We start from the raw sequence: 25,762 nt of genomic DNA on the forward strand, positions 1-25,762 counted from the left end.
CGGGGACGGCCGGGGGGCGGACTGAAACGACGCCGGTCCGGAACCCGAGGTCCCGGACCGGCTTACCCCCGTTGACGAACGCGGGCCGGGCTACTCGCTCGCGATCGCGTTCAGGACGTTCATCCGCCCCGCCCGGAAGGCCGGGACCAGTGCGGCGAACAGGCCCACGAGGGCCGAGGCGGCGAACACCCCGAGGATCGTCGGCCACGGGATCTCCAGCACCTTCAGCCCCTGGAGGGCGAGGAGCTGCTGCGCGGTGGCCCCCCAGCCCATCCCCAACCCGAGGCCGAGCAGGGCGCCGAAGAGGGCGATGACCACCGACTCCAGGCGGATCATGCGGCGCAGCTGGCGGCGGGAGAGGCCGATGGCGCGCATCAGGCCGATCTCGCGGGTCCGCTCGACGACCGACAGCGCCAGGGTGTTCACGACGCCCAGGACCGCCACGATGATGGCGAGGGCGAGCAGCCCGTAGACCATGTTCAGCAGCTGGCCGACCTGGTCCTTCAGGGACTGCTTGTAGTCGGCCTGGTTGCGCACCTTGTACTGCGGGTACTCCGCCAGGGCCGCCTTGACCGCCGTGTACGCGGCGTCCTGCTGCCCGTCCTTCGCGCTGGCCAGCAGCATGAAGGGGCGCGGCATCCGGTCGGCCGGGACGTTCGCCTCGGCGAGCGCGGTGCTGATGTACTTCATGCCCTTGTCGAGGTTGCCCTCGTCGCTGGTGATCGCCGCGACCTTCAGCCGGACGGTGTTGCCGCCGGTGAAGGCCACCTTCAGCTCGTCACCGAGCTTGATGCCGTGCTCGGCCGCGTACTGGGAGCCCACCGACATGGAGTCCTTGCCGTACGCCGCCGCGTGCTCCCCGGCGATCATCTTGCGCCGGAGGTCCTGGGCGTAGGCGGGGTCGGTGGCGCCGAGGCCCTCCTTCGCGGTGGCGCCGTCGGGCGCGGTGACCTCGGCCTCCACCTCGCGGTAGGCGGTCACGTGGTCGAGGCCGGCGGTGGCGCGCAGGGCCTGCTCGGCCTGCGGCATGACGGGCTGGCCCGTCTCGGAGTTGACGATGTAGTCCGCGCCGACCGACTTGTCGAGCTCGTCGGTGGCGGAGGCCACCATCGAGGAGCCGACCACGGACAGGCAGGCGACCAGCGCCAGGCCGATCATCAGCGCGGCGGCGGTGGCCCCGGTGCGGCGCGGGTTGCGCAGCGCGTTGCGCTCGGCGAGCCGGCCCACGGAGCCGAAGGGGCGCAGCACCACGCCGGAGAGCACCCGCACCACGCCCGCGGCGAGCAGCGGGCCGATCACGATGAAGCCGGTGAGGGTGAGGACGACGCCCAGGCCCAGCCAGAGCGAGCCGGGTCCGGCCTCGTCGGCGGCGGAGGCGAGGTAGAGGCCGGCGCCGCCGGCGGCGGTGAGCGCCAGGCCGAGGACGGCGCGGACGACGCCGGCCTTCCTGTCGCCGGGGGTGCCCGACTCGCGCAGGGCGGCCATCGGGGAGACCTTGCCGGCCCGGCGGGCCGGGACGAAGGCGGCGACGACGGTGACGACCACGCCGAGGACGACGCCGACGACCGGGGTGGTCCAGGCGACGGTGAGGTCGTCGGTGGACAGGTGCATGCCCATCTGGCCCATGAGCTCCATGAGTCCGACGGCCAGCCCGACGCCCGCGCCGACGCCCAGCACCGAGCCGACGACTCCGAGCAGGAAGGCCTCCAGCACGACGGACTTCAGCACCTGCCCGCTGTCGGCGCCGATGGCGCGCATCAGGCCGATCTCGCGGGTGCGCTGGGCGACCAGCATGGAGAAGGTGTTGAAGATCAGGAAGATGCCGACGAGGAAGGCGATCCCGGCGAAGCCGAGCATCACGTACTTCATGACGTCGAGGAAGGAGCCGACGTCCTCGCGGTTGGCGTCCGCCGCCTCCTTGGAGGTCTGGAGCTTGTACGTGTCCGCGCCGACGGCCGACGCGATGTTCTGCTTGAGCTGCGCGTCGCTCACCCCGTCCTTGGCGGTGACGTTGACGTGCGTGAAGGCACCCGGGGCGCCGAGCAGGTTCTGCTGCGCCGTGGGGGTGTCGAAGTAGACGACCGCCGCGCCCGGGTTGGTCACGGTGAAGGTGGCGATACCGCTGATCTCGGCGCGGAAGTCGCCGGTGACGGCGATGGTGCGCAGTTCGTCGCCGAGCTTCAGGTGGTGCTTCTCGGCGGTGTCGGCGTCGACCATCACCTCGGTGGGGCCGCGCGGCGCGTGACCCGAGGTGATCTTCATCGACTTGAGCTCGTTGTCGTTCCAGTTGCCCGCGATGGTCGGGGCACCGGTGGTCGAGCCCATGTTCTCGTTCTTGGCGTTGACGACCGTGACGGACATCGACAGGACCGCGCCCTCGGCGCCCGCCACGCCCTCGGCCTTGCGCACCTGCTCGACGGCGACGCCGTCCAGCATCTCCGGCTTGCCGCGGTCCGGGATCTCCTCGCCGCCCTTCGCGGCCTTCGGGCTGACGGTGACGTCGGAACTGGTGACGGCGAACAGCTTGTCGAAGGTGGTGTCCATGGTGTCGGTGAACACCAGGGTGCCGCAGACGAAGGCGACGGAGAGCATGACCGCGACGGCGGAGAGCGCCATCCGCCCCTTGTGCGCGACGAAGTTGCGCCGGGAGGTCTTCAGGACGGTGTTGCTCATGAGGTCCGCCCGCGCGCGTCGAAGTCCTTCATGCGGTCGAGGACCTGCTCGGCGGTGGGCCCGAACATCTCGTCGACGATCCGGCCGTCGGCGAGGAAGATGACGCGGTCCGCGTAGGAGGCGGCGACCGGATCGTGGGTGACCATCACGATGGTCTGGCCGAGCTCGTCCACCGAGCGGCGCAGGAAGCCGAGGACCTCGGCGCCGGCCCGGGAGTCCAGGTTTCCGGTGGGCTCGTCCCCGAAGATGATCTGCGGGCGGGCGGCGAGGGCACGGGCGACCGCCACGCGCTGCTGCTGGCCGCCGGAGAGCTCGGTCGGACGGTGCTTCAGGCGGCCGGCGAGGCCGACGGTCTCCACGACCCGGTTCAGCCACTGGGCGTCGGGCTTGCGGCCCGCGATGTCCATGGGGAGCGTGATGTTCTCCAGGGCGTTCAGCGTGGGCAGCAGGTTGAACGCCTGGAAGATGAAGCCGATCCGGTCGCGGCGCAGCTGGGTGAGCTTCTTGTCCTTCAGCCCGGTGATCTCGGTGTCGTCGAGGTGGATCTGCCCGCTGGTCACGGTGTCGAGACCGGCGAGGCAGTGCATCAGCGTGGACTTGCCGGAGCCGGAGGGGCCCATGATGGCGGTGAACTGGCCGCGGTGGATGTCCACGTCCACGTCGTCCAGGGCGACGACCCGCGTCTCGCCGGAGCCGTAGGCCTTGACGACCTTCCGCGCCCGGGCCGCGACGGCAGCATGCCCTCCAGTACCCCCGTGCCTGGTTTCGGTCATAGCCGTTGTCACGGTCTTTCTCCTTCTCGGTGTCCTGCTCGGTGTGCCGCGCCCAAAGTCTGTTGCGGGCCGGGCTCCGGCGCGCTGGTGCCCATCGCCGTATCCGCCCGGGGGTTAACCCCACCCCCCGGGGCTTGCGGCCCCTGTGAACCAGTCAAGGACGCGGCGCGGACTTCCTCCTCCTCCGCCGGGAGGAACGGCCCCTGGGCCGTTGTGCGGAGAGTCCCCTAGGGGTTCTGCACCCTTCGGCGGAGCCGCCATGGGGGATACCGCCGGACACGGCAGCGGTGAGAAGGTGTCCCTCGCGAGTACGTGCAGGGGGAAGGAATCTCGGTGGGGGCAGCGGAGAGCGTGGAGGGACGACCGGACGGCATACCCGGCGGCGCTCAGGCCGGCACCGGGTCCACGGCCGGCACCGGGCCGGCGGCCGCCGCCGGGGCCCCGGGGAAGCCGGCGCGGCCGCACGCCGCCGCCGTCGCCTCGCTGATGCTCGGCACGTCCCTCGTCGCGCTCGACACCACCATCGTCGCCACCGCCGTCCCCCAGATCGTGGGCGACATCGGCGGATTCGCGGTGTTCTCCTGGCTCTTCTCCGGCTACCTGCTCGCCGTCACCGTCACCCTGCCCGTCTACGGGAAGCTGTCCGACACCTTCGGCCGCAAGCCCATGCTGCTCTTCGGCATCGGCCTGTTCGTCGTCGGCTCGCTGCTGTGCGCGCTCGCCTGGAACATGGCCGCCCTCATCGCGTTCCGGATCATCCAGGGGCTGGGCGGCGGCGCCCTCCAGGGCACGGTCCAGACACTGGCCGCCGATCTCTACCCGCTCAAGGACCGGCCGAAGATCCAGGCCCGGATGTCCACGGTGTGGGCCACCTCGGCCGTGGCGGGCCCGGCGCTCGGCGGGCTGCTCGCCTCGTACGCCCACTGGCGCTGGATCTTCCTGATCAACCTGCCGCTGGGCGCCCTCGCCCTGTGGATGATCTCCCGTCACCTGAAGGAGCCCGTACGGTCGCCCGGGCGCCGCGGCCCGGTCGACTGGGAGGGAGCCTTGGCGATCTTCGCCTGCGGCGGACTGCTGCTCTTCGCGCTCGTCCAGGGCGGGGTCGCCTGGCCCTGGCTGTCCGCGCCCTCGCTGGGGCTGCTCGGCGCGAGCGCGGTGCTGGCCGCGCTCGTGGTACGGGTGGAGCGCCGGGCCGCGGAACCGATCCTGCCGGGCTGGGTCTGGCGCCGGCGCACCATCGCGGCCGTCAACCTCGCCATGGGGGCGCTCGGCCTGCTGATGGTCGCCCCGATGGTGTTCATGCCGACGTACGCCCAGTCCGTGCTCGGCCTCGGGCCCGTCGGCGCCGGGCTGGTCATGTCCGTGATGACCCTGAGTTGGCCCATCAGCGCCGCCCTCAGCCAGCACGTCTACCGGCGGATCGGCTTCCGGCGCACGGCGGCCCTCGGCATGGGCATGGCCGCGGTGATCCTGTTCTCCTTCAGCCTGCTCCCCTACCCCGCCGAGCCGTGGCAGGCCGCGCTGATCATGCTGCTGCTGGGCGGCGCCCTCGGCCTCTTCCAGCTCCCACTGGTCGTCGGGGTCCAGGCCACCGTGGGCTGGGCGGAGCGGGGGACCGCGACGGCCTCGGTGCTGTTCTACCGCCAGGTCGGCCAGAGCGTCGGCGCGGCCCTGCTGGCCGCCGTCGCCAACGCCACCATCGCCGCCCGCCTGGCGGACGCGCCCGTACCCGGACTGCCGACCGCCCTGGACGACGTGACGAAGGCCCTGGAACAGCCGGGCCTGGTCTCCCGGGCGGCCGCCGACTACCTGCGCGAGGCCGTGGCCACCGCCGTGGACCACATCTTCCTCTGCGCGACGGGCGCGGCCGTGGCCTCCGTGCTGGTGCTGCTGGTGGTGGCACCGCGCAGGTTCCCGGTGCTGCCGGAGCACATCGAGGAGTAAGGGCCCCGGCCGGGGCGTGACTTGTCATGCTCGGGGTCAACGGGTTAAGTCGGAGCCCAGGACCGTTTCCGGGGGGACGAGACATGGCTTCCGTATTATGCGCAACTCTGCTGCTGGCCGCGCTGGCCGGGCCGCTCGTCCTTCGGCTGCGCCGCAACCCGGCCTTCGTCACCGGCCGCGACGGCCGGCTCTCCACCTCCACGGCACTGGCCCTGGCCTGGACCGTGATCCTGGCCTGGCTGCTGCTCGCCACCCTCGGCTACGGACTCACCGCGGGCGGGGGCGCCGGCTGGTTCCAGGGCGAGCCGGGCCCGCTGTCCCCGCTGACGACCGTCTACCTGCCGCTGCTCGGCGGCCCGTACGTGGCCCTGATCGCGGCGAAGGCGGTGGTCGGCATGCGCGTCGAGAACGGCACCATGGCCAAACCGGCCGCGAAGTCCACGGCGTCGGGGCGGCGGCCGCTGCGGGAGCTCATCGCGAACGACAGCGGGCGCACGGACCTGGTCGACCTGCAGTACGTCGGCCTCAGCGCGGTCACCATGCTCTACGTCGTCCTGTTCTTCCTCTCGGACGTCGGCGCCGGGCTCCCCCGGCTGCCCTCCGAGATCTGGGCGCTGACGGGCGCCCCGGCCGGGGCGTACCTGGTCAACAAGATGGCCGTCCGCCCGACCCCGGTGATCACCGACGTCAAGGTCGCCGAGGGGCGCCTCACGGTCGAGGGCGGCGGCTTCACGAGGCCCGGCGCCACCCCGCCCGGCTGGCCGATGCCCGGCGCCACCCCGCCCGGCTCGCCCATGCCCGGCGCCACCCCGCCCGGCTCGCCCATGCCCGGCTCCGCGGCGCCCGGCTCCTCGGCGCCCGGCCCCACGCCGCCCGGCTCCCCCGCAGTCGGCACCGTGGCGCCGGGGTTCGCCGCGCCCGGCCTGACCGTGAACGGCTCCGCCGTCCCCGCCGAACGCGACCCGCTGACCGGCGCCCTGACCGCCCCGCTCCCGGCCACGGCCACGCCCCCGTTCACGGTGGTCGTCACCATCCGGGGCCTCCGCAGCGACCCGTACTGCTACGAGGGCTGACCTCCACACCCGACCACGCCCACACCGAAGCGCGGCGCCCGCCCCAGCCCCACCCGGGAACCAGCTCAGCCCGCCGGGGGGTCCCCTCAGCCCCGCCGGGGCCCTCAGCCCCGCCGGCGTTTGAGGCGCGGGGCCCGGGGCGGAGCCCCGATCCTTCAGCCGCGCCGGCGATCGAGGCGGGGAGCCCCGGGCCGGCGCGGCCGCATCAGCCCTCGGCCGGGGCACGCCCCGTCAACGCGGCCAGGCTCGAGCGGACATGGTTCATGTGCGCCCGCATCTCCTCCTCCGCCTCCGCGTGCTCCCGCAGGACCCGCTCCGTCTCCCGCCCCACCCGCTCCTCCGCCACCCGCGCCTCCGCGAGCAGCTCCGCGGCCAGCGCCTCCGCGTCCTCCTGGCCGTGCCGCGCCGCCTCCTCCGTCTCCGCGAAGCCCCGTCGGGCCTCCGCCAGGCGGGACTCGGCGTAGCGTTCCAGCTCGGCGTGGCGCGCCTCCAGCTCCGCCTCCCGGGCCGTCAGCTCCCGCTCGGCCGCCTCCCACCGCTCCCGCTGCTCCTGCTCGCGCTCCGCCTGCTGAGCCTCCGCCCGCCGGCGCGTCTCCGCCAGTCCGTCCTGCGCCTCCGCCCGCCAGGCCTGCGCGTCGTCCCGCGCCTCCGCTCGCGCGTCGTCCGCCTCCCGCTGCGCCCGCAACAGCCCCTGCCGGGCCCGGACCTCGGTCTGCTCGCGCACCGCCGCCGCGTCCTGGCGCGCCAGCTCGGCCACCCGCTCCGCGTGCGCCTCCGCCGCGCCCATCGCCTCGGCCGCGTCCACCCGGGCGTCGCCCCGCAGGGTCTGGGCCTCCTCCTGCGCCAGCAGCAGGATCCGGCGGGCGCGCTCGCTCAGGTCCTCGTAGGTCTGCGGAGCCAGCGCGGACACGGTCTCGCGCAGCCGTGCCGCCTCGCCCTCCATCCGCTTCGCCAGGACGGTCAGCCGTGCCACCCGCTCCCAGGCCTCGTCACGGCTGCCGGACAGCCGGGCGAGATACCGGTCGACCTGATCCGGCCGGTAACCACGGCCGCGCGCAGTCGCAATGGGTGCACTCATCCGGGAAGCGCCTCTCTCGCGGGGATACCTGTCAAGGATGCGTCATTTGCTCCCAGAAGCCGGAATGGCCGGGCCGAGACCCCGTTCGAGGGTCTCGGCCCGGCCATTCAACTGATCATCCGATCAGAGCAGTCCGTCCCACATCTGCTCCACCAGCACCGACCACCAGCTCTCCGGCGAGGCCAGCGCCGCGCTGTCGAGCCCGGCCAGATTCGCCTGGAAATCGACGGTCCAGCGGCCGGCCTGCTCCGGCGTCAGGTGCTGCCTCAGCCGCCACATGTGACCGAGCATCGCCAGCGACCGGGCGAACTGCGGCAGGCTCGAGTTCACGAACTGCGGGGCCACCGGAGCACCGCCCGGACCGCCCTCCACCGGCACCGCCACGATGTTCGCCGTGCCGTACTGGACGCACAGCGCCTTGCCGAAGTCGCTGCCGATGACGAGGTACGAACCCGCGTCCGAGGCCGGCTGCACCTGCCGCTGCGCCGCCAGCTCGGCCAGCGTCGGCACCGGCTGGCCCGGTACCGCCTGCGCCCAGAAGAACGGCCCGAAGTCGACGGGCAGGCCCGACCACATCAGCGTCTGCGCCACGATCTCCGGCACGCCCTGCCGGGACACGGCCCGCTGGTCGAAGCGGAACACGCCCTGCGGGCCGAACGCGCCGGCCAGTTCCTGCCCGATCGCGTCCAGCGGGATCGCCTGCTGGAGCGGGACCTGCGGCAGGGGCGCCCGTACCGGCGCGGGGCGCGCCGGGCCGTCCGCCACCTGGTGCAGCTCTCCCTGGTGGGTGAGCAGGTGGCGCATGCCCTGCTGACGGCCCGCGTGGTCCTTGCCGTACGGGGCCACGCTGGTGATCCGCACCTGCGGCCACGTCTCCCGGATCATCCGGGCGCAGTAGCCGCCGGGCAGCTCGCAGGACTCCAGCTCGGTGTGCAGCTCCAGCACCTGCTGCGGCGGCACGTTCATGGCGCGCAGCTCGTACAGGATCTGCCACTCGGGGTGCGGGGTGCCGGGCGCGGAACGGCGGATGAGCTGCTGCTCGGAGCCGTCGGGGGCCCGGTAGCGGAGCACGGCCTGGTAGCCGGGGCCGACCGTGGGCACGCCGGTGGGCGCCGGAGGCTGCGGCGCGGGCGCGGCCGGCGCGCCCGGCGGCGGGCCGGGGGGCGCCGGGGGCCGGCCCGTCACGGCCGGACCGGCCAGCATCGTCGCGGCATGGTCGAGCCCGCCACCGGGCGCGCCCGGCGGACCGGGCGGCTGCGGCGCACCGGCACCCGGAGCACCGGGCGGACCGGGAGGCGCCGGCGGCTGACCCGTCACCGCCGGACCCGCCAACATCGTCGCGGCATGATCCAGCCCACGACCCAGCGAACCCGGAGCCCCGGGCGGACCCGGCGGACCCGGCGGCTGCGGCGCGCCGGCGCCCGGAGCCCCCGGCGGACCGGGAGGCGCCGGCGGCTGACCCGTCACCGCCGGACCCGCCAGCATCGTCGCGGCATGGTCCAGCCCACCGCCCAGCGAACCCGGAGCACCGGGCGGACCGGGGGGCGTGGGCGGGCCCTGCGGGGTGGACGGCCGGCTCGCGCCCGGCGCGGGCTCGGCCGGCCGGGAGACCCGGGCCTTGCTGGTCGGCGCGTCGGCGATGGAGCCCGCGTCCGGCGCCAGCGCCGGGACGACCGCCGTCCTCGGCAGCCGGCTGCCGCCCGGCATCAGGGTGGTCTGCGCCTCCGGAGCCACCGCGGACGGCGGCGCCTCCTCCAGGTCCGACCCGGACAGCGGCGGCGCGAACACGGTCGCGGGCAGCGGCACGGACGCGTCGTCCGCACCGGAGTTCACATCCGTCCCGGCCCACGGCGTGGACCCGGCCGGCACCCCGTCGTTGGCGGTCGGCTCGTAGGGGATCTCGCCGCCGCGGCGCAGCGGCACCGCGTCCACAGGATGCGAAGGGGCGGCGGACGAAGAAGCGGCGGCGGGCGCCGGATCGGGATCGGACGCGGCGGCGGCCGGCTCCGCGGAAGCGGAGACGTCCACCGGGTCCGGGACGGCCGGGGCGGGCGCCGCATCCGGCGCCGGGGCGGCCGGGGTCGCCGGGGCGGCCGGGGTCGCCGGGGCGGCCGGGGTCACGGCCGGGGGGATCCCCGCCCGGTCCGCCGCCTCCTGCAGCCACTCCGGCGGGCTCAGCATGAACGACGTCTGCTCGGAGTCGATCCGCGGCGGCGGAACCGAAGCCTCCGAAGCCGTCGCGGCAGCCGCGGCCCCGTACTCCTCCTCGTACCGGCGGATCACCTCGCCCACCGGCAGCCCGGGCCACAGCGTCACCTCCCCGCTGTCCCGCGCGATGACCAGCCGCTGCCGGCCGCCACCGGAGACGGGGCCGGCCGCGCGGTCCTCGGCCCACACCACGAACCCGAGTCCGAACTCCCGTACCCGCACCTCGCGGTGCTGGTACGCGGGCACGTCGCCGTTGATCCATTCCTCGGCGCGCTCCTGCGCCTGCGCGAAGGTCACCACCGCGCCATCACCCCTCATCCGAACCGGCACGGGGGCCGGGCCCCGCCACGGGAACCGAGCGTGCGAATCCGCCGTCCACCATCAGACCGGCCACCGTCTCCAGTTCCGGCGGGTTACCCGCCAACCGCTCCAGAAAGGCGTCGAAATCACCGCCGCACGGCAGCAACAGCCGCTCCACGCGCTCCTGCACGGACCAGCCGTCCTGGTCGCGGGCATCGTCGTACGGGGAGAACCACACCGAACCGATGCCCTCGCCCTTCACCTTCAGGGCGAGCAGTCCGCCCTGCACGAAGCCCACGCACAGGTAGTCCTTCGTCAGGTGGTCCCGCAGGCACTTGTTGACGTAGACGAGGTCGTTGACCGCCGCCTCCTCGCGGACCGTGAAGAACGGCTGGTCCACCAGCAGGCCGAGGTCCACGTCCAGCCCCGCGCCGACCGGCGCGCAGCCGCCCGCGGCCTTGAGGAACGAGCGGTACGCCTCCGGCAGCCGGTAGCCGAGGTCCTCCTCGACCCCCTGCACCTGTTCCTCGGAGACCGACACCACGGACTTCGGCAGGCCCATGTGCGCCGGGCGCACCTCCTGCAACGGCCGCGTCCCGCGCTTCGCGTGGTCCACCGGCGCCGTCACCAGCCCCGCGTGGTGCCGCAGCAGCGCCTTCACCTCGACGGGCACCAGCTCCATGCGGCGCGTACCCGCGACGTGGTGCCAGGTCCAGCCGTGCGGGGTCGCCACGGGGCCGACCGTGTCCCACAGCTCGTGTCCGGAGGCGCGCATCGCCGCGTTCGCGGAGACGTAGTCCGTCAGCCGCAGCTCGTCCACGCCGAAGCCCTCCGGCGGCTCCGCGATCTCCACCGCCGCGCGCGCGTACGCGGAGAAGTCCGGATGCCCGTTGCCGTCCATCCGCACTCCGTGGGGATGCCGAGCGGCCCGGACCGGGTCCGGGAAATGCACGACCTGCCCCGAGTAAGCGGCGTTGGGTGGCGCGGCCTGCTGCCCGAGCCGACCTGTCGTCATGGCGGTAGCCCCCTGCTGGATCTGGCTGGTTCACCACAGCCTATGCGCTGGGGCAAGGGGCTCACCCGCGCGCGACCGGCACGCCCGGCACGCGGCCGGGAACATCCGAATTGATACGAATATTCGACCCCGCTTCCGCATGACAGGTGACATTTGGCAGGCTGTCCCCGCAGCACGGGGGCGTGCGCGACAGCGGCCACCACCGCCGCCACGGGAGGGAAAGCACGACCATGCACAACACGGCAACACGCACGAATCCGGGCGACTCCACCCCGGAAGCCTCAGGCACCCCGGGCCCTCCGGGCGGCCCGGAAGCCTCCGGTCCGTCAGGAACCGCTGCCGAAGCGGGCGGCCCCGGAGGCGACCCCCGCCTGCGCTGGAGCAGCGCCGACGGCCGCCCCGCCGTGCCCGTCCTGCGGTTCCGCCGCGACGGCATCCTGCCCACCGTCGCCGCCGCCCTCTCGGTACGCGGCGAGACCCTCACCGGCACCGCGGGCAAGGCCGACCAGCCGCCCGTGCTCCACCCCCTCGTGCAGGATTTCCTCGACACCCTCACGAGCGGCCAGCGCGAACGTTTCACCGGCCGATGTCCGGAGGCGATCCTGCTCTCCCGCCACCTGGCCGCCGTCGAGGGCGCCCGCTCCCGGCGCGCCTCCCGCAAACCCCTCTCCGCGAGCGAGGCCCGCCGCTCCCTCAAGCACGCGAAGATCACCGCGCGCCGCATCCGCGAGGACGGCGACCCCCTGCACGGCAGCTACGCGCCCCCGTGCCGCTCCTGCGACGCACTCCTCGCCCACTTCGGCGTACGCCCCGTCGACCTCACCCCCTCCGAGTAGCCATGACCACCGCCTCAGCCTCCTACGACCGCTCCTCGGCCACGCGCTTCCCCGCCGCCGTGGACTCCGCCCTGCGCACCGCCGGCTGGGAACCGGGCCGCTGGGACATCAAGCAGGCCGAGTACTGGGCCGACGCGCTCCGCGACCACACCACCCCCGCGGGGCACCAGCACACCGTCTTCCCCGCGGCCGTCGAGGCCTGGGCCGAGTTCGGCGGGCTCACGGTCGGCGCCCCCGGACCGGGCCGGCAGATAGCGCCCGTGACGGTCCGCCTCGACCCGCTGACCGGCCTGCACCTGGCCCGCACCTTCGCCGACCTGGGCCGTGCGCTGTCGACGCAGCTCTGCCCGCTCGGGGTCGAGGCCGACGGGAGCTCCCACCTCGCCCTCGACCGCGAAGGCCGGGTCTTCGGCATCGACCACACCGGCGACTGGTACCTCGGCGCGGGCATCGACGAGGCCCTGACCCTGCTCCTCACCGGCCTCCAGCCGACCCGCCTGACCACCGGCTGACAGGACGGCGGGCCACGCGGGCGACCCGCCGACCGGCGACCGGCCGGGCACGCGACGGCCGGGCGGCCGACCCGGCCGCCGGCCGCCGGCCGCCAGCCGCCGCACCCCTAGCCGGCGGGCAGCACCGCCGACACCTTGAAGCCGCCCTCGTCGGTCGGCCCGGACACGAACACCCCGCCCAGCCCGAGCACCCGCTCCCGCATCCCGACCAGCCCGTTGCCCCCGCTCGGCAGGCCGGGCTCGGCGGCCTTCCCGTCGCAGGGGCCGTTGACCACCTGCATGGCCACCTCCCGGTCCCGGTGCGCGAGGCGTACGGTCACGCGTGCGCCGGGGGCGTGCTTGTGGCAGTTGGTGAGCGCCTCCTGCACCACCCGGTACGCCGTCTGCTCCACCTCCGCCGCGTACGCCGCCCCCTCGCCGTGCACCACCATCTCCACGGCCATCCCGGCCGCCCGGGACTGCCCGACCAGCACCTCCAGCTCGTCGAGCGAGGGCCCGTCGTCGAAGCTGCCCGCCAGCGCCACGGACACCGGCCGCGCCTGCGCCGCCGGCCGCAGCGGCGGCCGCACCGGCTGCTCGGCGGCCCGCAGCACCCCGAGCATCTCCCGCAGCTCGGTCAGCGCCTGCCGGCCCATGTCCCCCACCAGCGCCGCGTTCTTCGCGGCCCGGGCCGGGTCCTTGGCCGCGATCGCCTCCAGCGCGGCCGCGTGCACCACCATCAGCGACACCCGGTGCGCCACGACGTCGTGCATCTCCCGCGCGATCCGGGTGCGCTCCTCCTTACGGGCCCACTCGGCCCGCTCCTCCGCCCGGTCCGCGAGCAGCGACAGCTCCCGCTCCAGCGAGTCGGCCCGCTCCTGCAGGCTCTCCATCAGCCGCCGCCGCGCCCCGATGTACAGCCCGAAGAGCACCGGCGGCACGGTCAGCGCCACCGCCACGAACCCGGACAGCGCGACCACGAGCAGGTGGTCGGCCTCGACGTCGCTCCTGGTCCGCAGGTACATCACCACGAAGGTCGCGGCCAGCGTCATCGAGGCCAGCGTGGCGGTGATCCGCCGGGGCACCTCGGAGGAGGCCAGCGTGTACAGGCCCACCACCCCGAGCAGGAACCCCATCGCGGCGGGCGCCACGGCGATCCCCACCAGCACCACGGCGACCGGCCACCGGCGGCGCAGCACCAGCGTGGCCCCCACCAGCAGCCCGAACAGCACGCCGACCGCGGTCGGCACCCCCGCCTCCCCGGCGAAGGCCACGCCCTCCCACGCGCACTCGACGGCGGACACCGCCCCGAGCCCCACGTCCACCACGGCATCCCGCCGCCGCGCCCACCACAACGGCGGCCCAGCGCGGCCTTCCACATCCCCCGTACTGGTCATGCCGTCCAGCGTACGCAGGGGCCCCGCGGCGCCCCCGGGGAATTACCCGGCGCCGCGGCGGCGGGGGGACGAGTACCGTCGCGGTGAGGGCAGGTGGTACGGCATAGTAGGGACGGCCACCTTGATCGGCACCATGAAATGTCCGATTAGGCAACGCCTGCTATCCCCTGTGGTGTAATTGGCAGCACTGAGGCTTTTGGTGCCTTATGTCCGGGTTCGAGTCCTGGCGGGGGAGCTTCTCGCACGTTCGGGTCCTGGCCGTCGGGTCGGGACCCGGCCTCGTTTCGGCTCCTTGGCGCCCCGGTATCCTTCACGGGTCCACCCCCGAAGCCGAAGGGCATCCCCGTGAGCGCCAACCGCCCGGCAGCCGTCGTCGTACTCGCAGCGGGTGAAGGCACCCGCATGAAGTCGGCCACTCCCAAGGTCCTGCACGAGATCTGCGGGCGCTCGCTCGTCGGTCACGTCGTCGCCGCCTCCCGCGAGCTGGACCCCGCCCACCTCGTCGTGGTCGTCGGACACGCCCGCGAGCAGGTCACCGCCCACCTGGCCGGGATCGACGCCGGTGTGCGCACGGCCGTCCAGTACGAGCAGAACGGCACCGGGCACGCCGTCCGGATGGCCCTCGAAGAGCTCGGCGGGGTGGTCGGCGGCACCGTGATCGTCGTCTGCGGCGACACCCCCCTGCTGACCGGCGAGACCCTCCGCCAGCTCGCGGCCACCCACGAGGCCGACGGCAACGCCGTCACCGTGCTCACCGCCGAGGTGCCGGACTCCACCGGCTACGGGCGCATCGTGCGCGACGCCGGCGGCGCCGTCACGGCCATCGTCGAGCACAAGGACGCCACCGACTCCCAGCGCGCCATCCGCGAGATCAACTCCGGCGTCTTCGCGTTCGACGGCGCCCTGCTCGCCGACGCCCTCGGCAAGGTGCGCACCGACAACAGCCAGGGCGAGGAGTACCTCACCGACGTGCTGGGGATCCTCCGCGAAGGGGGCCACCGGGTCGGCGCGGCCGTCGGTGCCGACCACCGCCAGATCCTCGGCATCAACAACCGCGTGCAGCTCGCCGAGGCCCGCGCCCTGCTGAACGCACGGCTGCTGGAGCAGGCCATGCTCGCGGGCGTCACGGTCGTCGACCCCGCCGGCACCTTCGTGGACGTCACCGTCACCTTCGGGCAGGACGCCCTCATCCACCCCGGGACGCAGCTCCTGGGCGCCACGCACATCGCCGAGGGGGCGGAGGTCGGCCCGAACACCCGACTCACGGACACCCGGGTGGGCCAAGGGGCCCGGGTGGACAACACGGTGGCCGACAGCGCGGTGATCGGCGACGCGGCCTCCGTGGGCCCCTTCGCCTACCTGCGCCCCGGCACGGTCCTCGGCGCGAAGGCCAAGGCCGGCACGTACGTCGAGATGAAGAACGCGACGATCGGCGAGGGCACCAAGGTGCCGCACCTGTCGTACGTGGGCGACGCGACGATCGGCGAGTACACCAACATCGGCGCTGCGAGCGTCTTCGTGAACTACGACGGTGAGCACAAGCACCACACCACCGTCGGCTCGCATTGCAAGACGGGCTCGGACAACATGTTTGTGGCGCCCGTCACCATCGGGGACGGTGCCTACACGGCCGCCGGATCCGTGATCACGAAGGACGTGCCGCCCGGCGCGCTGGCCGTGGCCCGCGGCCAGCAGCGGAATATCGAGGGCTGGGTGGCCCGCAAGCGTCCGGGAAGCGCTGCCGCGACGGCGGCTCAGTCGGCGGTCCAGGTGGACTCCGACGGCCGTTGAGGTGAACTGACCGGAAACGAGTGCGTCGGCGACGGCGTACCGTGATAGGTGCACGCAATTCGGCTGGCTCACCGTGTGCGGGACGGACGCACACGGGGGCGAGCAGCTTTCAACACGTCTGAGGAGACAGTGCTGTGACCGGGATCAAGACGACCGGCGAGAAGAAGCTGATGCTCTTCTCCGGCCGCGCCCACCCCGAGCTGGCCGAGGAGGTCGCACACCAGCTGGGAGTCGGCCTCGTGCCGACCAAGGCTTTCGACTTCGCGAACGGTGAGATCTACGTCCGCTTCCAGGAGTCGGCTCGTGGCGCGGACTGCTTCCTGATCCAGAGCCACACGGCTCCGATCAACAAGTGGATCATGGAGCAGCTGATCATGATCGACGCGCTCAAGCGCGCGTCGGCACGCTCCATCACCGTGATCGTCCCGTCCTACGGGTACGCCCGCCAGGACAAGAAGCACAAGGGCCGCGAGCCGATCTCGGCCCGTCTGGTCGCCGACCTGCTGAAGACCGCGGGTGCCGACCGCATCCTCACGGTGGACCTGCACACCGACCAGATCCAGGGCTTCTTCGACGGCCCGGTGGACCACCTGTCGGCCCTGAACGTCCTCGCGGACTACGTGGGCGCCAAGGTGGACCGCACCAAGCTGACGATCGTCTCCCCGGACGCCGGCCGTGTGCGCGTCGCCGACCGCTGGTGCGACCGCCTGGACGCGCCGCTGGCCATCGTGCACAAGCGCCGCGACAAGGACGTCGCCAACCAGGTGACCGTCCACGAGGTCGTCGGCGAGGTCAAGGGCCGCGTCTGCGTCCTGGTCGACGACATGATCGACACGGGCGGCACCATCTGCGCCGCGGCCGACGCGCTGTTCGCGCACGGCGCCGAGGACGTCATCGTGACGGCCACGCACGGCATCCTGTCGGGCCCGGCCGCCGACCGCCTGAAGAACTCCAAGGTCAGCGAGTTCGTGTTCACGAACACCCTGCCGGACCCGTCCGACCTGGAGCTCGACAAGATCACGGTGCTGTCGATCGCCCCGATGATCGCGCGCGCCGTGCGCGAGGTCTTCGAGGACGGCTCGGTCACCAGCCTGTTCGAAGAGCAGCAGTAACCGCTCCGCGGTAGATCCTTTTGGTGCGGCCTCCCCCGCCGGGTACACTCCATGAGTTGCTCGGCGAGGGAGGCCGTACCCGTTTTCGCGGTACGGACGCTCCGTTATCGACGCGCTCTTCGTAGCAGGCCGTTCCGGCCGGGTGACTGTCGTCCATTTCCGTCACCCCACGAGGAGTGAGCATGTCCGAGGTCAAGCTTTCCGCCAAGATCCGTGACACCTTCGGCAAGGGCTCTGCCCGCCAGGCCCGTCGCGACGCCCTGACCCCCGCCGTCATCTACGGCCACGGCACCGACCCGAAGCACGTCAACGTCGACGCCCACGCCCTCCAGCTGGCGCTGCGCACCCCGAACGTCCTGATCTCCCTGGACCTCGGCGACGCCGGCACCGAGCTGGTCATCCCGAAGGCCGTGCAGAAGCACCCGCTGAAGCGCTCGATCTCGCACGTCGACTTCCTGATCGTCAAGAAGGGCGAGAAGGTCACCGTCGACGTCGCGATCGTCACCGAGGGCGAGCTGGCCGCCGGCGGCAACATGCTGGAGACCCTGCAGAACACCGTCTCCGTCGAGGCCGAGGCCACCCACATCCCGACCGAGGTCACCGTCTCCATCGCGGGCCTCGAGGCCGGCGCGACCATCCACGCCAAGGACCTGGTCCTCCCGAAGGGCACCACCCTGGCCGTCGACGGCGACATCGCCGTCCTCCAGGTCGTCGCCCCGCAGGCCGAGGAGCCGTCCGCCGACGCCGAGGCCGAGGGCACCGAGGCCTGAGCCTCGCCCCCACCCCTCAGCAGTTGCTGACCGACCGCCGTCCGGCTCCACTGGAGCGGGACGGCGGTCGTCTCGTTTAAGGAGCTTTTGATGTCGGACGATGCGGCGCCCTGGCTGATCGTCGGTCTCGGCAACCCGGGACCGGAGTACGCCGGCAACCGCCACAACATCGGGTTCATGGTGGCCGACCTGCTGGCGGACCGGATCCGGGGGAAGTTCAAGGCGCACAAGGCCCGGGCGCAGGTGGTCGAGGGCCGCATCGGGGCGCCCGGGCCGGCCAACCGCCGGGTGGTGCTGGCCAAGCCGATGACGTACATGAACCTGTCCGGCGGCCCGGTGACGGCGCTGCGCGACTTCTACAAGGTTCCGCTGGAGCGGATCGTGGCGGTCCACGACGAGCTGGACATCGACTACCCGACGCTGCGGCTCAAGCTGGGCGGCGGGGACAACGGCCACAACGGGCTGAAGTCGATGACGAAGTCGATGGGCCCGGACTACCACCGGGTGCGCTGCGGCATCGGCCGGCCGCCGGGGCGGATGCAGGTCGCGGACTTCGTGCTGAAGGACTTCTCCTCCACCGAACGCAAGGAGCTGGACTGGTTCGTGGACCGGGCCGCCGACGCGGTGGAGTGCCTGATCCAGGAGGGCCTGGAGCGCGCCCAGTCGGCGTACAACTCCTGAGGGCCGCGGAGCGCGGAAAGCCCCCGCACCGGGCCGGTGCGGGGGCTTCCTGCGTCTCGGTGTACGGAGCCGGTCAGCCGGTGTTGCGCAGACCCGCGGCCACACCGTTGACGGTGAGCAGCAGGGCGCGGGCGAGCAGCGGGTCCGCCTCCTCGCCGCGGGCGGCCGCGGCGCGCTGGCGGGCCAGCAGGGAGACCTGGAGGTAGGAGATCGGGTCCAGGTAGGCGTCGCGGACGGCGAAGGTCTGCTGGAGCACCGGGTGGGAGTCCAGGAGCTGCTCGCCTCCGGTGATGCGCAGGACCTCGCGGACCGTCAGCTCGTGCTCGGCCTCGATGCGGGCGAAGACGTGCTTGAGGTGGTCGGGCACGAGGGTGTCGACGTAGTGGCGGGCGATCCGCAGGTCCGTCTTGGCCAGCGTCATCTCGACGTTGGACAGGAAGTTGCGGAAGAAGTGCCAGCGCTTGCCCATCTCGGCGAGCACGTCCTCCTGGCCGGCCTCGCGCAGGGCCTTGAGGCCGGAGCCGACCCCGTACCAGCCGGGGACGATCTGGCGGGACTGGGTCCAGCCGAAGACCCACGGGATGGCGCGCAGGCCGTCGAGGCCGGCGCCGGAGTCGGGGCGGCGCGAGGGGCGGGAGCCCAGGTGCAGGTCGGCGAGCTGGTCGACCGGGGTGGCGGCGAAGAAGTACGCCGGCAGGTCCGGGTCCTCGACGAGCGCCCGGTACGCGCCGTGGGCGGCGTCCGAGACGGTGTCCATGGCCGCGTCCCAGCGGGCGAGGGCCTCGTCGGACTGGCGGGGCGCGGTGTGCAGGGCGGAGGCCTGCAGGGTGGCCGCGACGGTCAGTTCGAGGTTCTCCCGGGCCAGCGACGGCACGAGGTACTTGTCGGAGATGACCTCGCCCTGCTCGGTGACCTTGATCTCGCCCTCCAGGGTGCCCCAGGGCTGGGCGAGGATCGCGTCGTGCGAGGGGCCGCCGCCGCGGCCGACGGTGCCGCCGCGGCCGTGGAAGAGCCGCAGCCGGACGCCGTAGCGGTGGGCCACGTCGCGCAGCCGGCGCTGAGCGCGGTGGATCTCCCACTGGGAGGTGGTGATGCCGCCGAACTTGGAGGAGTCGGAGTAGCCGAGCATGACCTCCTGCACGTCGCCGCGCAGCGAGACCAGGCGCCGGTAGGACGGGTCGGCGAGCATCTCGTCGAGGATGACGTCGGCGGCGCGCAGCTCGTCGGTGGTCTCCAGCAGCGGGACGATGCCGATCTTGGCCCAGCCGCTGTGCAGGTCGACGAGGCCTGCCTCGCGGGCCAGGACGGCCGCGGCGAACACGTCGTCGGCGCCCTGGCACATCGAGATGATGTAGGACTCGATGACCTCGGGGCCGAACTTCTCGAAGGCGTCCTTGATGGCGAGGAACACGCCGAGGGTCTTGTGGCCGGCGGCGTCGAGCGGGGCCGGGGTGGGCGCCAGCGGACGGCGCGAGCGCAGTTCCTTGGCGAGCAGCTTGCCGCGGTAGTCGCGGGGCATGTCGGCGTAGCGCCAGGACTCCTCGCCGAGCCGGTCGAAGAGCTGGCCCAGCGCGTGGTGGTGGGCGTCCGCGTGCTCGCGTACGTCCATGGTGGCGAGCTGGAGGCCGAAGGCGGCCAGGGTGCGGATGGTGCGGTCCATGCGGCCGTCCGCGAAGAGGGCGCCGCGGTGTTCGCGCAGGGAGGTCTGGATGAGGGTGAGGTCGGTGAGCAGCTCGGCGGTGCCGAGGTAGTCGCGGCCCTCCTCGTGGGGAGTGCCCTTGGCCAGGCGCGCGCGGGTGTTGACGAGCTTCTGCCGGATGCAGGTGGCCTTGAGGCGGTAGGGCTCCTCGGCGTTCAGCCGCTTGTAGCGCGGGCTGATCTCGGGGAGGCGTTCCAGGTCGGCCTGGAGGGAGGAGAGGAGCTCCTCGGTGGCGCCGGTGTAGCGGATGGAGTTCGACAGCAGCCCGCGCAGGAAGTCGATGAGCTCGAGGGCGTCGGTGATGCCGTGCTCGTGCTGGAGGATCAGCACGTCCCGGGTGACGTCGGGGGTGACGTTGGGATTGCCGTCGCGGTCGCCGCCGATCCAGGTGCCGAAGGTGAGCGGGCGGGTCCCGGCGGGGATCTCGACGCCGACGCGCTGGAGCTCGGCGGCCAGGTCCTCGAGGACGTCGCCCACCGCGCCGGCGTGCAGCTCGTCGAGGTAGTAGATGGCGTTGCGGGCCTCGTCGGCGGGCTCGGGCCGGACCACGCGCAGCTCGTCGGTCTGCCAGACGAGGTCGATGTTCTCGGCGAGCCGCAGGTCGTGGCGGCGGCGGTCGCCGGCGCCCGTGACGGGCTCCTCCAGCAGGGCGGCGATGCGGCGCAGCTTGTTGAGCACGCTGCGGCGGGCCGCCTCGGTGGGGTGCGCGGTGAAGACGGGGCGGACGTTGAGGTTCTTGACCGTCTCGCGCAGGTGCTCGGGGTCGGCGTCCTTGAGCATGTCCGCGGTGCGGGCGAGGAGCCCGCCCTCGGCCGCGCGGTGGGCGCGCAGCTCCTTGCCGCGGTGCACCTGCTCGGTGACGTTGGCGAGGTGGAAGTAGGTGGAGAAGGCGCGCACCAGCTTGGCGGCGGTCTCCAGGTCGGTGTCGCCGAGCAGGGCGGCGGCGGCTTCGCCGTCGGTGCGCGTCAGTGCGCGCACCTGTTCGACGAGGTCGAGGAGGTCCTGGCCTTCCTGGCGTACGAGGGTCTCGCCGAGGAGGTCACCGAGCCGGCGGATGTCCGCGCGCAACTCTGCGTTGGCGGTGGCGGCCGGGGTGACGGGGGCGGCCGGCTGGGTGGCCAGGGGGGCCTGGTCAGCACTGCTCACAGGTGCGGCTCCTTGCAGTGTTCGAGCGCTACTGGGCGGTGGGCTCCCGACCGCGCACGGCGATGCCGATCCTGATGCGCAGCTCGGGCTGCCCGTGCGGACCGCGCTGTCCGACGACAACAGGATAGGTGTCCGATGCGCGTGCCTGGGCAAATGTCTCATCAGGCGGCTCGTGAACCGCTTGGGCGCCCGCGTCACCGCCCGCGGCCGCGCTCCTGTTGCCGCGGGACCCGCCTTTGCCATACTTACGATGCCGTAGGTTACGGGTCCGTAGGTCCGTAGCCAGGGAGCCTGCCGACATCTCTCACCCCCCAGGGGACCCCCATGACCACCAGTCCCGATCTGATCGAGGACGCCTCCGCGTCCTCCGACACCTCTGCGCCGTCCGCGACACTGGGCGGCGAGAACAAGCGGTCCATCGAGCAGATCGCCCTTCTGCTGTTCATCACCGTTCCCTTCCTGGCGCTGCTGGCGGCCGTGCCGCTGGCCTGGGGCTGGGGGGTGAGCTGGCTCGACCTCGGCCTGATGGTCTTCATGTACTTCCTGGCCTGCCACGGGATCACCATCGGTTTCCACCGGTACTTCACGCACGGTTCCTTCAAGGCGAAGCGGCCGCTGCGGATCGCCCTCGCCGTGATGGGCTCGATGGCGGTGGAGGGCCCGCTGGTGCGCTGGGTGGCGGACCACCGCAAGCACCACAAGTTCTCCGACCACGAGGGCGACCCGCATTCGCCGTGGCGGTTCGGCGAGACGGTGCCGGCCCTGATGAAGGGCCTGTGGTGGGCGCACATCGGCTGGCTCTTCGACGAGGAGCAGACCGACCAGCAGAAGTACGCCCCCGACCTGATCAAGGACCCGGCGATCCGGCGGATCTCCCGCGACTTCATCTTCTGGACGATCTTCTCGCTGGCGATCCCGCCGCTGGTGGGCGGTCTGGTCACGATGTCCTGGTGGGGCGCGTTCACGGCGTTCTTCTGGGGCTCGCTGGTGCGCGTCGCGCTGCTGCACCACGTGACGTGGTCGATCAACTCGATCTGCCACGCGGTGGGCAAGCGCCCGTTCAAGTCGCGCGACCGCTCGGGCAACGTCTGGTGGCTGGCGGTGCTGTCCTGCGGCGAGTCCTGGCACAACCTGCACCACGCGGACCCGACCTCGGCCCGGCACGGGGTGCTGCGCGGCCAGGTCGACTCCAGTGCGCGGCTGATCCGCTGGTTCGAGCAGCTCGGCTGGGCCACGGACGTGCGCTGGCCCTCGGCCGACCGCATCGAAGCCCGGCGCAGGGAAACCGAGCCGAACGCGGCATGATGGGTGGCGTGGCGATCGACGGCGGTAATTCCAGCAGCGACAAGCCCAGGCGTGGCCGCCGGGTTCGGATGACGGGCGCGGAGCGGCGCCAGCAACTGCTGGACATCGGCCGGGCCCTGTTCGCGGAGAAGGGCTTCGAGGGCACGTCGGTGGAGGAGATCGCGGCGAAGGCCGGGGTGTCCAAGCCGGTGGTGTACGAGCACTTCGGCGGCAAGGAGGGCCTGTACGCGGTCGTCGTGGACCGGGAGATGCGCCAGCTGCTGGACGGGGTGACGGGCGCGCTGACGGCCGGGCACCCGCGGGAGCTGCTGGAGCAGGCGGCGTTCGCGCTGCTGGACTACATCGAGTCGTACACGGACGGTTTCCGGATCCTCGTACGGGATTCCCCGGTCGCCCAGTCCACCGGCACCTTCGCCTCGCTGATCAGCGACATCGCCACACAGGTCGAGGACATCCTGGGCCTGGAGTTCAAGGCGCGGGGCTTCGACCCGAAGCTTGCCCCGCTGTACGCGCAGGCGCTGGTCGGGATGGTGGCGCTGACCGGCCAGTGGTGGCTGGACGTCCGCCGTCCGAAGAAGGCGGAGGTCGCCGCGCACCTGGTGAACCTGGCCTGGCACGGGCTGGACGGCCTGGAGTCGAAGCCGCAGCTGGTGGGCCGCCGCAAGAGCTGAGCCCCGCGCCCGCCGCCGCGGCCGCGGCACGGGGGCACACGACGGCGCCCCGCCACCGGAGGAGTCCGGTGGCGGGGCGCCGTCGTGTGTGCGGCGTACCCGAAGCCGCGGCGTCAGGCCGCGGGATGCGGTTCGAGGAACTCGAGCCGGTTGCCGACGGGGTCCTCGGAGTAGAAGCGGCGGTGGCCCGGGAGGTTCTCGTCCCAGACGACCTCGGCGCCGCGCTCCTGGAGTCGTCTCGCGTACGCCTCGATGCCGGTCACCCGCAGTCCGGGGTGGGCCTTGCGCGCGGGCCTGAAGTCCTCTTCCACGCCCAGGTGCAGGTGTACCGGTCCGGCCGCGAACCAGCAGCCCCCGCGTGCGGCGAGGACCGGCGGTTTGGAGAGCTCTGTCATGCCGAGGACTCCGGTGTAGTACGCCCGGAGCCGGTCCTCCGCATCCGGTGGCGCGGCGAGCTGGACGTGGTCGACGGCGGTCAGCACGTCAGGCCTCCTTGCGGGCGACGGCGAAGATCCGGCGGAAGGGGAAGACGGTGCCGCGGGGGCCGGGCGGATAGGCCTCGCGCAGCCGGTCGCGGTATTCCGTGAGGAAGGCGTCCACGGCGTCCCGGTCGTCGCCCAGGGCGGTCAGGACGGGTCGCAGGGCGGTCCCCTTGACCCAGTCCAGCACCGGGTCGGGCCCGTGGAGCAGCTGGTGGTAGGTGGTCGCCCAGACGTCCACGGCGCAGCCGAGTTCGGTGAACCGGGCGAGGTATTCGGCGGGTTCGAGCAAATGGACGTATCGGGCGCCGTGTCCGGCGAGCCGGGCCCGCCAGCGCGGGGCGTCGCAGAGTTCGGCGAGCAGCGCGTGGCTGGGGGCGGTGAAGTTGGCGGGGATCTGGAAGGCGAAGGTGCCGCCGGGGCGCAGGCCGTTGATCCAGGCGGCGAAGGAGCCGGGGTGGCTGGGCACCCACTGGAGGGCGGCGTTCGAGACGATCAGGTCGTAGGGCTCGTCGGGCAGCCAGGTGCCGAGGTCCCCGTGCCGGAAGTCGAGGCTGCCGCCGCCGGCGGTGGGGCCGGCGTACTCCTCGGTGGCGCGGTGGAGCATCTCGGGCGAGAGGTCGAAGCCGGTGATGCGGGCCTCGGGCCAGCGGCCGGCGAGCAGGGCGGTGACGTTGCCGGGGCCGCAGCCGAGGTCGGCGATACGGGCGGGCCGGGTGGGGAGTTCGGGTATGCGGGTCAGCATGTCAAGGAAGGGGCGTGCGCGATGGCCGGCGTGCCGGAGGTACTGCTGGGGGTCCCAGGTGGGTGCGGAGGGCGCGGTGGCCGTGGGGATCCCGGCCTGTGCGGTATCGGAATACATGTTCGAGCCTCCCTGCTGGCGGGGCGGTCGGAAGCGGAATCAGTTCCGGCCCCCTCCATGCCCCATGGTCGCCGCATTTATATCTCGTTCTCAAGATACTTGATATCAAGATGCATGGCATGAAGAGACTTCACATCGACAGACCCCTTACACTGATCGGCATGGAGGACGAGGTCGACCGACTTGTAGCGGCATGGCGGCGGGAGCGCCCTGACCTCGACGTGGAACCGCTCGAGGTGCTCAGCCGCGTCAGCAGGCTCGCCCGGCACCTCGACCGAGCCCGCCGGCTCGCCTTCTCCGAGCACGGCCTGGAGCCGTGGGAGTTCGACGTCCTCACCTCCCTGCGCCGCGCCGGCGCGCCCTACCAGCTCTCGCCCGGCCAGCTGTTGACCCAAACCCTGGTCACCTCCGGGACCATGACCAACCGGATCGACCGGCTCGCCAAGAAGGGCCTCGTCGAGCGGCTGCCCGACCCCAGCGACCGCCGGGGGGTCCTCGTGCGGCTTACCCCCGAGGGCCGTGACCGTGCCGACCAGGCCCTCGCCGGCCTGCTGGCCCAGGAGCGGGCGATCCTGGCCCAGCTCTCGCGCGGCCAGCGCGGCGATCTCGCCGCGCTGCTACGCCAGTTGACCGCTCCGTTCGACAACATCCCCGGCTAGGTCCGCGGGCCGTACGCCCGCCCGCCGGGCCAGTGCCACCGCCGCGAGCGTGGAGTGCACCCCGAGCTTGCCCAGCACGTTCTGCATGTGCGTGCGGACGGTGTGCGGGGACAGGAACAGCCGGGCCGCCACGTCCTTGCGGCCCAGCCCCGCCACCATGCAGCGCAGCACCTCGTGCTCGCGCGGGGTGAGCGACTCGACGAGCCGCTCACTGTCCGTACGGTGCTTGCGGGCGGCGGTCAGCTCTCGGAGCACTCCGGTCAGCAGCGCGGGCGGCAGATGCGTCTCCTCCCGCAGGACCCCCCGGATCACGGCCAGCAGCCGCGAGAGCGAGCAGTCCTTCGCCACCCATCCGGACGCCCCCGCCTGCAGGGCGAGGGCCGCCCGCCGGGGGTCGTCCCGCTCGGCAAGGACGACGGAGCGCACCCCGGGGTGGGACACCCGCACGCCCGCGACCAGCGCGATCCCGTCCGAGGCGGGTGGCGGACCGGACCCGGAGCCCGGCTCCCGCTGGCCGGGCACGCTCCCGGCGACGGCGCCGAGGTCGGCGTCGACCAGCATGACGTCGAAGCGGCGGCCCTCGGCCACCGCCCGTTCGAGGCAGCGCAGCGCGGCGGGGCCGCTGCCGGCCGCGGACACTTCCACGTCCGGCTCGGCCGCGAGCGCGGCGGCGAGCGATTCGGCGAAGATGCGGTGATCGTCGACCACGAGAACCCGGATACGGACCACAAAACCCCCAAGGGTCGGGGAACGGACGACGGCGGGTACGGCGCCCGGACCGGGTGATCCGCAGGCGCCT

At 72.9% G+C, this 25,762-nt stretch carries 21 protein-coding genes and 1 tRNA gene; 12 read left to right on the top strand and 10 right to left on the bottom strand.

The genetic code is table 11. The annotated features are described in order from the left end of the window. Nucleotides 1-90 precede the first annotated feature (90 nt). Both AB0D66_RS11995 and AB0D66_RS12000 read right to left on the bottom strand, forming a co-directional pair. Nucleotides 91-2,673 carry an FtsX-like permease family protein gene (locus AB0D66_RS11995; protein ID WP_362300528.1) on the bottom strand — a complete coding sequence of 861 codons (2,583 nt, stop codon included), beginning with the start codon at nt 2,671-2,673 and terminating at the stop codon, nt 91-93. Continuing rightward, a complete protein-coding gene (locus AB0D66_RS12000; protein ID WP_362300531.1) occupies nt 2,670-3,458 on the bottom strand; it encodes an ABC transporter ATP-binding protein in 789 nt (262 codons plus the stop codon). The genes AB0D66_RS11995 and AB0D66_RS12000 overlap by 4 nt, the downstream gene beginning before the upstream one ends. A 321-nt stretch (nt 3,459-3,779) precedes the next feature. Between AB0D66_RS12000 and AB0D66_RS12005 the strand changes: the two genes are divergently transcribed. Then, nucleotides 3,780-5,390, top strand: a complete 1,611-nt coding sequence (locus AB0D66_RS12005) for an MFS transporter (protein WP_362300534.1) — start codon at nt 3,780-3,782, stop codon at nt 5,388-5,390. Nucleotides 5,391-5,473: 83 nt separating this feature from the next. After that, nucleotides 5,474-6,463, top strand: a complete 990-nt coding sequence (locus tag AB0D66_RS12010) for a hypothetical protein (protein WP_362300536.1) — start codon at nt 5,474-5,476, stop codon at nt 6,461-6,463. Between the two features lie 205 nt (nt 6,464-6,668). On the opposite strand, the gene AB0D66_RS12015 is transcribed toward AB0D66_RS12010, so the two are convergent. From AB0D66_RS12015 to AB0D66_RS12025, 3 genes are all read right to left on the bottom strand, one after another. Beyond that, nucleotides 6,669-7,541 (bottom strand): cellulose-binding protein, encoded by an 873-nt coding sequence (locus tag AB0D66_RS12015; RefSeq protein ID WP_362300539.1) that lies wholly within the window; start codon nt 7,539-7,541, stop codon nt 6,669-6,671. A gap of 123 nt (nt 7,542-7,664) precedes the next feature. Continuing rightward, the gene (locus AB0D66_RS12020; protein WP_362300542.1) at nt 7,665-10,049 is read right to left on the bottom strand and encodes an SUKH-4 family immunity protein; all 2,385 of its coding nucleotides are present in this window, start codon (nt 10,047-10,049) and stop codon (nt 7,665-7,667) included. Nucleotides 10,050-10,056: 7 nt separating this feature from the next. Then, on the bottom strand, nt 10,057-11,064 hold the full coding sequence (locus AB0D66_RS12025) for an SMI1/KNR4 family protein (protein ID WP_362300545.1): 1,008 nt from the start codon (nt 11,062-11,064) through the stop codon (nt 10,057-10,059). Between the two features lie 230 nt (nt 11,065-11,294). Here AB0D66_RS12025 and AB0D66_RS12030 point away from each other — a divergent pair, with 230 nt between their 5' ends. Next, nucleotides 11,295-11,900, top strand: coding sequence for a YwqJ-related putative deaminase (locus AB0D66_RS12030; RefSeq protein ID WP_362300548.1), 606 nt, complete (start codon nt 11,295-11,297; stop codon nt 11,898-11,900). Nucleotides 11,901-11,902: 2 nt separating this feature from the next. Continuing rightward, entirely contained in the window at nt 11,903-12,412 is a 510-nt protein-coding gene (locus AB0D66_RS12035; RefSeq protein WP_362300551.1) for an SUKH-3 domain-containing protein, read from the top strand. A 107-nt stretch (nt 12,413-12,519) separates the two neighbouring features. Here the strand turns inward: AB0D66_RS12035 and AB0D66_RS12040 are convergent, their stop codons facing one another. Further along, nucleotides 12,520-13,788, bottom strand: coding sequence for a histidine kinase (locus AB0D66_RS12040; RefSeq protein ID WP_362300554.1), 1,269 nt, complete (start codon nt 13,786-13,788; stop codon nt 12,520-12,522). 163 nt (nt 13,789-13,951) lie between these two features. Between AB0D66_RS12040 and AB0D66_RS12045 the strand changes: the two genes are divergently transcribed. The 5 genes from AB0D66_RS12045 (at nt 13,952) to pth (ending at nt 18,142) form a co-directional block, all read left to right on the top strand. After that, nucleotides 13,952-14,023 (top strand) — tRNA-Gln (locus AB0D66_RS12045). Between the two features lie 110 nt (nt 14,024-14,133). Then, nucleotides 14,134-15,579 carry a bifunctional UDP-N-acetylglucosamine diphosphorylase/glucosamine-1-phosphate N-acetyltransferase GlmU gene (glmU, locus tag AB0D66_RS12050; protein WP_362300557.1) on the top strand — a complete coding sequence of 482 codons (1,446 nt, stop codon included), beginning with the start codon at nt 14,134-14,136 and terminating at the stop codon, nt 15,577-15,579. Between the two features lie 134 nt (nt 15,580-15,713). Further along, on the top strand, nt 15,714-16,691 hold the full coding sequence (locus AB0D66_RS12055) for a ribose-phosphate diphosphokinase (RefSeq protein ID WP_030716976.1): 978 nt from the start codon (nt 15,714-15,716) through the stop codon (nt 16,689-16,691). A gap of 182 nt (nt 16,692-16,873) precedes the next feature. Next, nucleotides 16,874-17,461, top strand: a complete 588-nt coding sequence (locus AB0D66_RS12060) for a 50S ribosomal protein L25/general stress protein Ctc (RefSeq protein ID WP_362300561.1) — start codon at nt 16,874-16,876, stop codon at nt 17,459-17,461. A gap of 90 nt (nt 17,462-17,551) precedes the next feature. After that, nucleotides 17,552-18,142, top strand: coding sequence for an aminoacyl-tRNA hydrolase (pth, locus tag AB0D66_RS12065; protein ID WP_362300565.1), 591 nt, complete (start codon nt 17,552-17,554; stop codon nt 18,140-18,142). 73 nt (nt 18,143-18,215) lie between these two features. Here the strand turns inward: pth and ppc are convergent, their stop codons facing one another. Continuing rightward, a complete protein-coding gene (gene ppc, locus AB0D66_RS12070) occupies nt 18,216-20,963 on the bottom strand; it encodes a phosphoenolpyruvate carboxylase (protein ID WP_362300804.1) in 2,748 nt (915 codons plus the stop codon). Nucleotides 20,964-21,311: 348 nt separating this feature from the next. Here ppc and AB0D66_RS12075 point away from each other — a divergent pair, with 348 nt between their 5' ends. Beyond that, nucleotides 21,312-22,292 (top strand): acyl-CoA desaturase, encoded by a 981-nt coding sequence (locus tag AB0D66_RS12075; RefSeq protein ID WP_362300569.1) that lies wholly within the window; start codon nt 21,312-21,314, stop codon nt 22,290-22,292. Next, nucleotides 22,292-22,963 carry a TetR/AcrR family transcriptional regulator gene (locus tag AB0D66_RS12080; protein WP_030723342.1) on the top strand — a complete coding sequence of 224 codons (672 nt, stop codon included), beginning with the start codon at nt 22,292-22,294 and terminating at the stop codon, nt 22,961-22,963. The genes AB0D66_RS12075 and AB0D66_RS12080 overlap by 1 nt, the downstream gene beginning before the upstream one ends. Nucleotides 22,964-23,076: 113 nt before the next feature. Here the strand turns inward: AB0D66_RS12080 and AB0D66_RS12085 are convergent, their stop codons facing one another. Next, a complete protein-coding gene (locus AB0D66_RS12085; RefSeq protein ID WP_362300572.1) occupies nt 23,077-23,445 on the bottom strand; it encodes a VOC family protein in 369 nt (122 codons plus the stop codon). Between the two features lies 1 nt (nt 23,446). Then, nucleotides 23,447-24,304: a trans-aconitate 2-methyltransferase gene (locus AB0D66_RS12090; RefSeq protein ID WP_362300575.1), complete on the bottom strand. Its 858-nt coding sequence runs from the start codon at nt 24,302-24,304 to the stop codon at nt 23,447-23,449. Between the two features lie 161 nt (nt 24,305-24,465). On the opposite strand from AB0D66_RS12090, the gene AB0D66_RS12095 reads away from it, so the two are divergent. After that, nucleotides 24,466-24,963 carry a MarR family transcriptional regulator gene (locus AB0D66_RS12095; protein WP_362300578.1) on the top strand — a complete coding sequence of 166 codons (498 nt, stop codon included), beginning with the start codon at nt 24,466-24,468 and terminating at the stop codon, nt 24,961-24,963. Here AB0D66_RS12095 and AB0D66_RS12100 read toward each other — a convergent pair. Continuing rightward, the gene (locus tag AB0D66_RS12100) at nt 24,922-25,692 is read right to left on the bottom strand and encodes a response regulator transcription factor (protein ID WP_362300582.1); all 771 of its coding nucleotides are present in this window, start codon (nt 25,690-25,692) and stop codon (nt 24,922-24,924) included. The two genes, AB0D66_RS12095 and AB0D66_RS12100, sit on opposite strands and share 42 nt — an antisense overlap. Nucleotides 25,693-25,762: the final 70 nt, after the last annotated feature.

The organism is Streptomyces sp. NPDC048270, assembly GCF_040652335.1.
Lineage (GTDB): Bacteria > Actinomycetota > Actinomycetes > Streptomycetales > Streptomycetaceae > Streptomyces.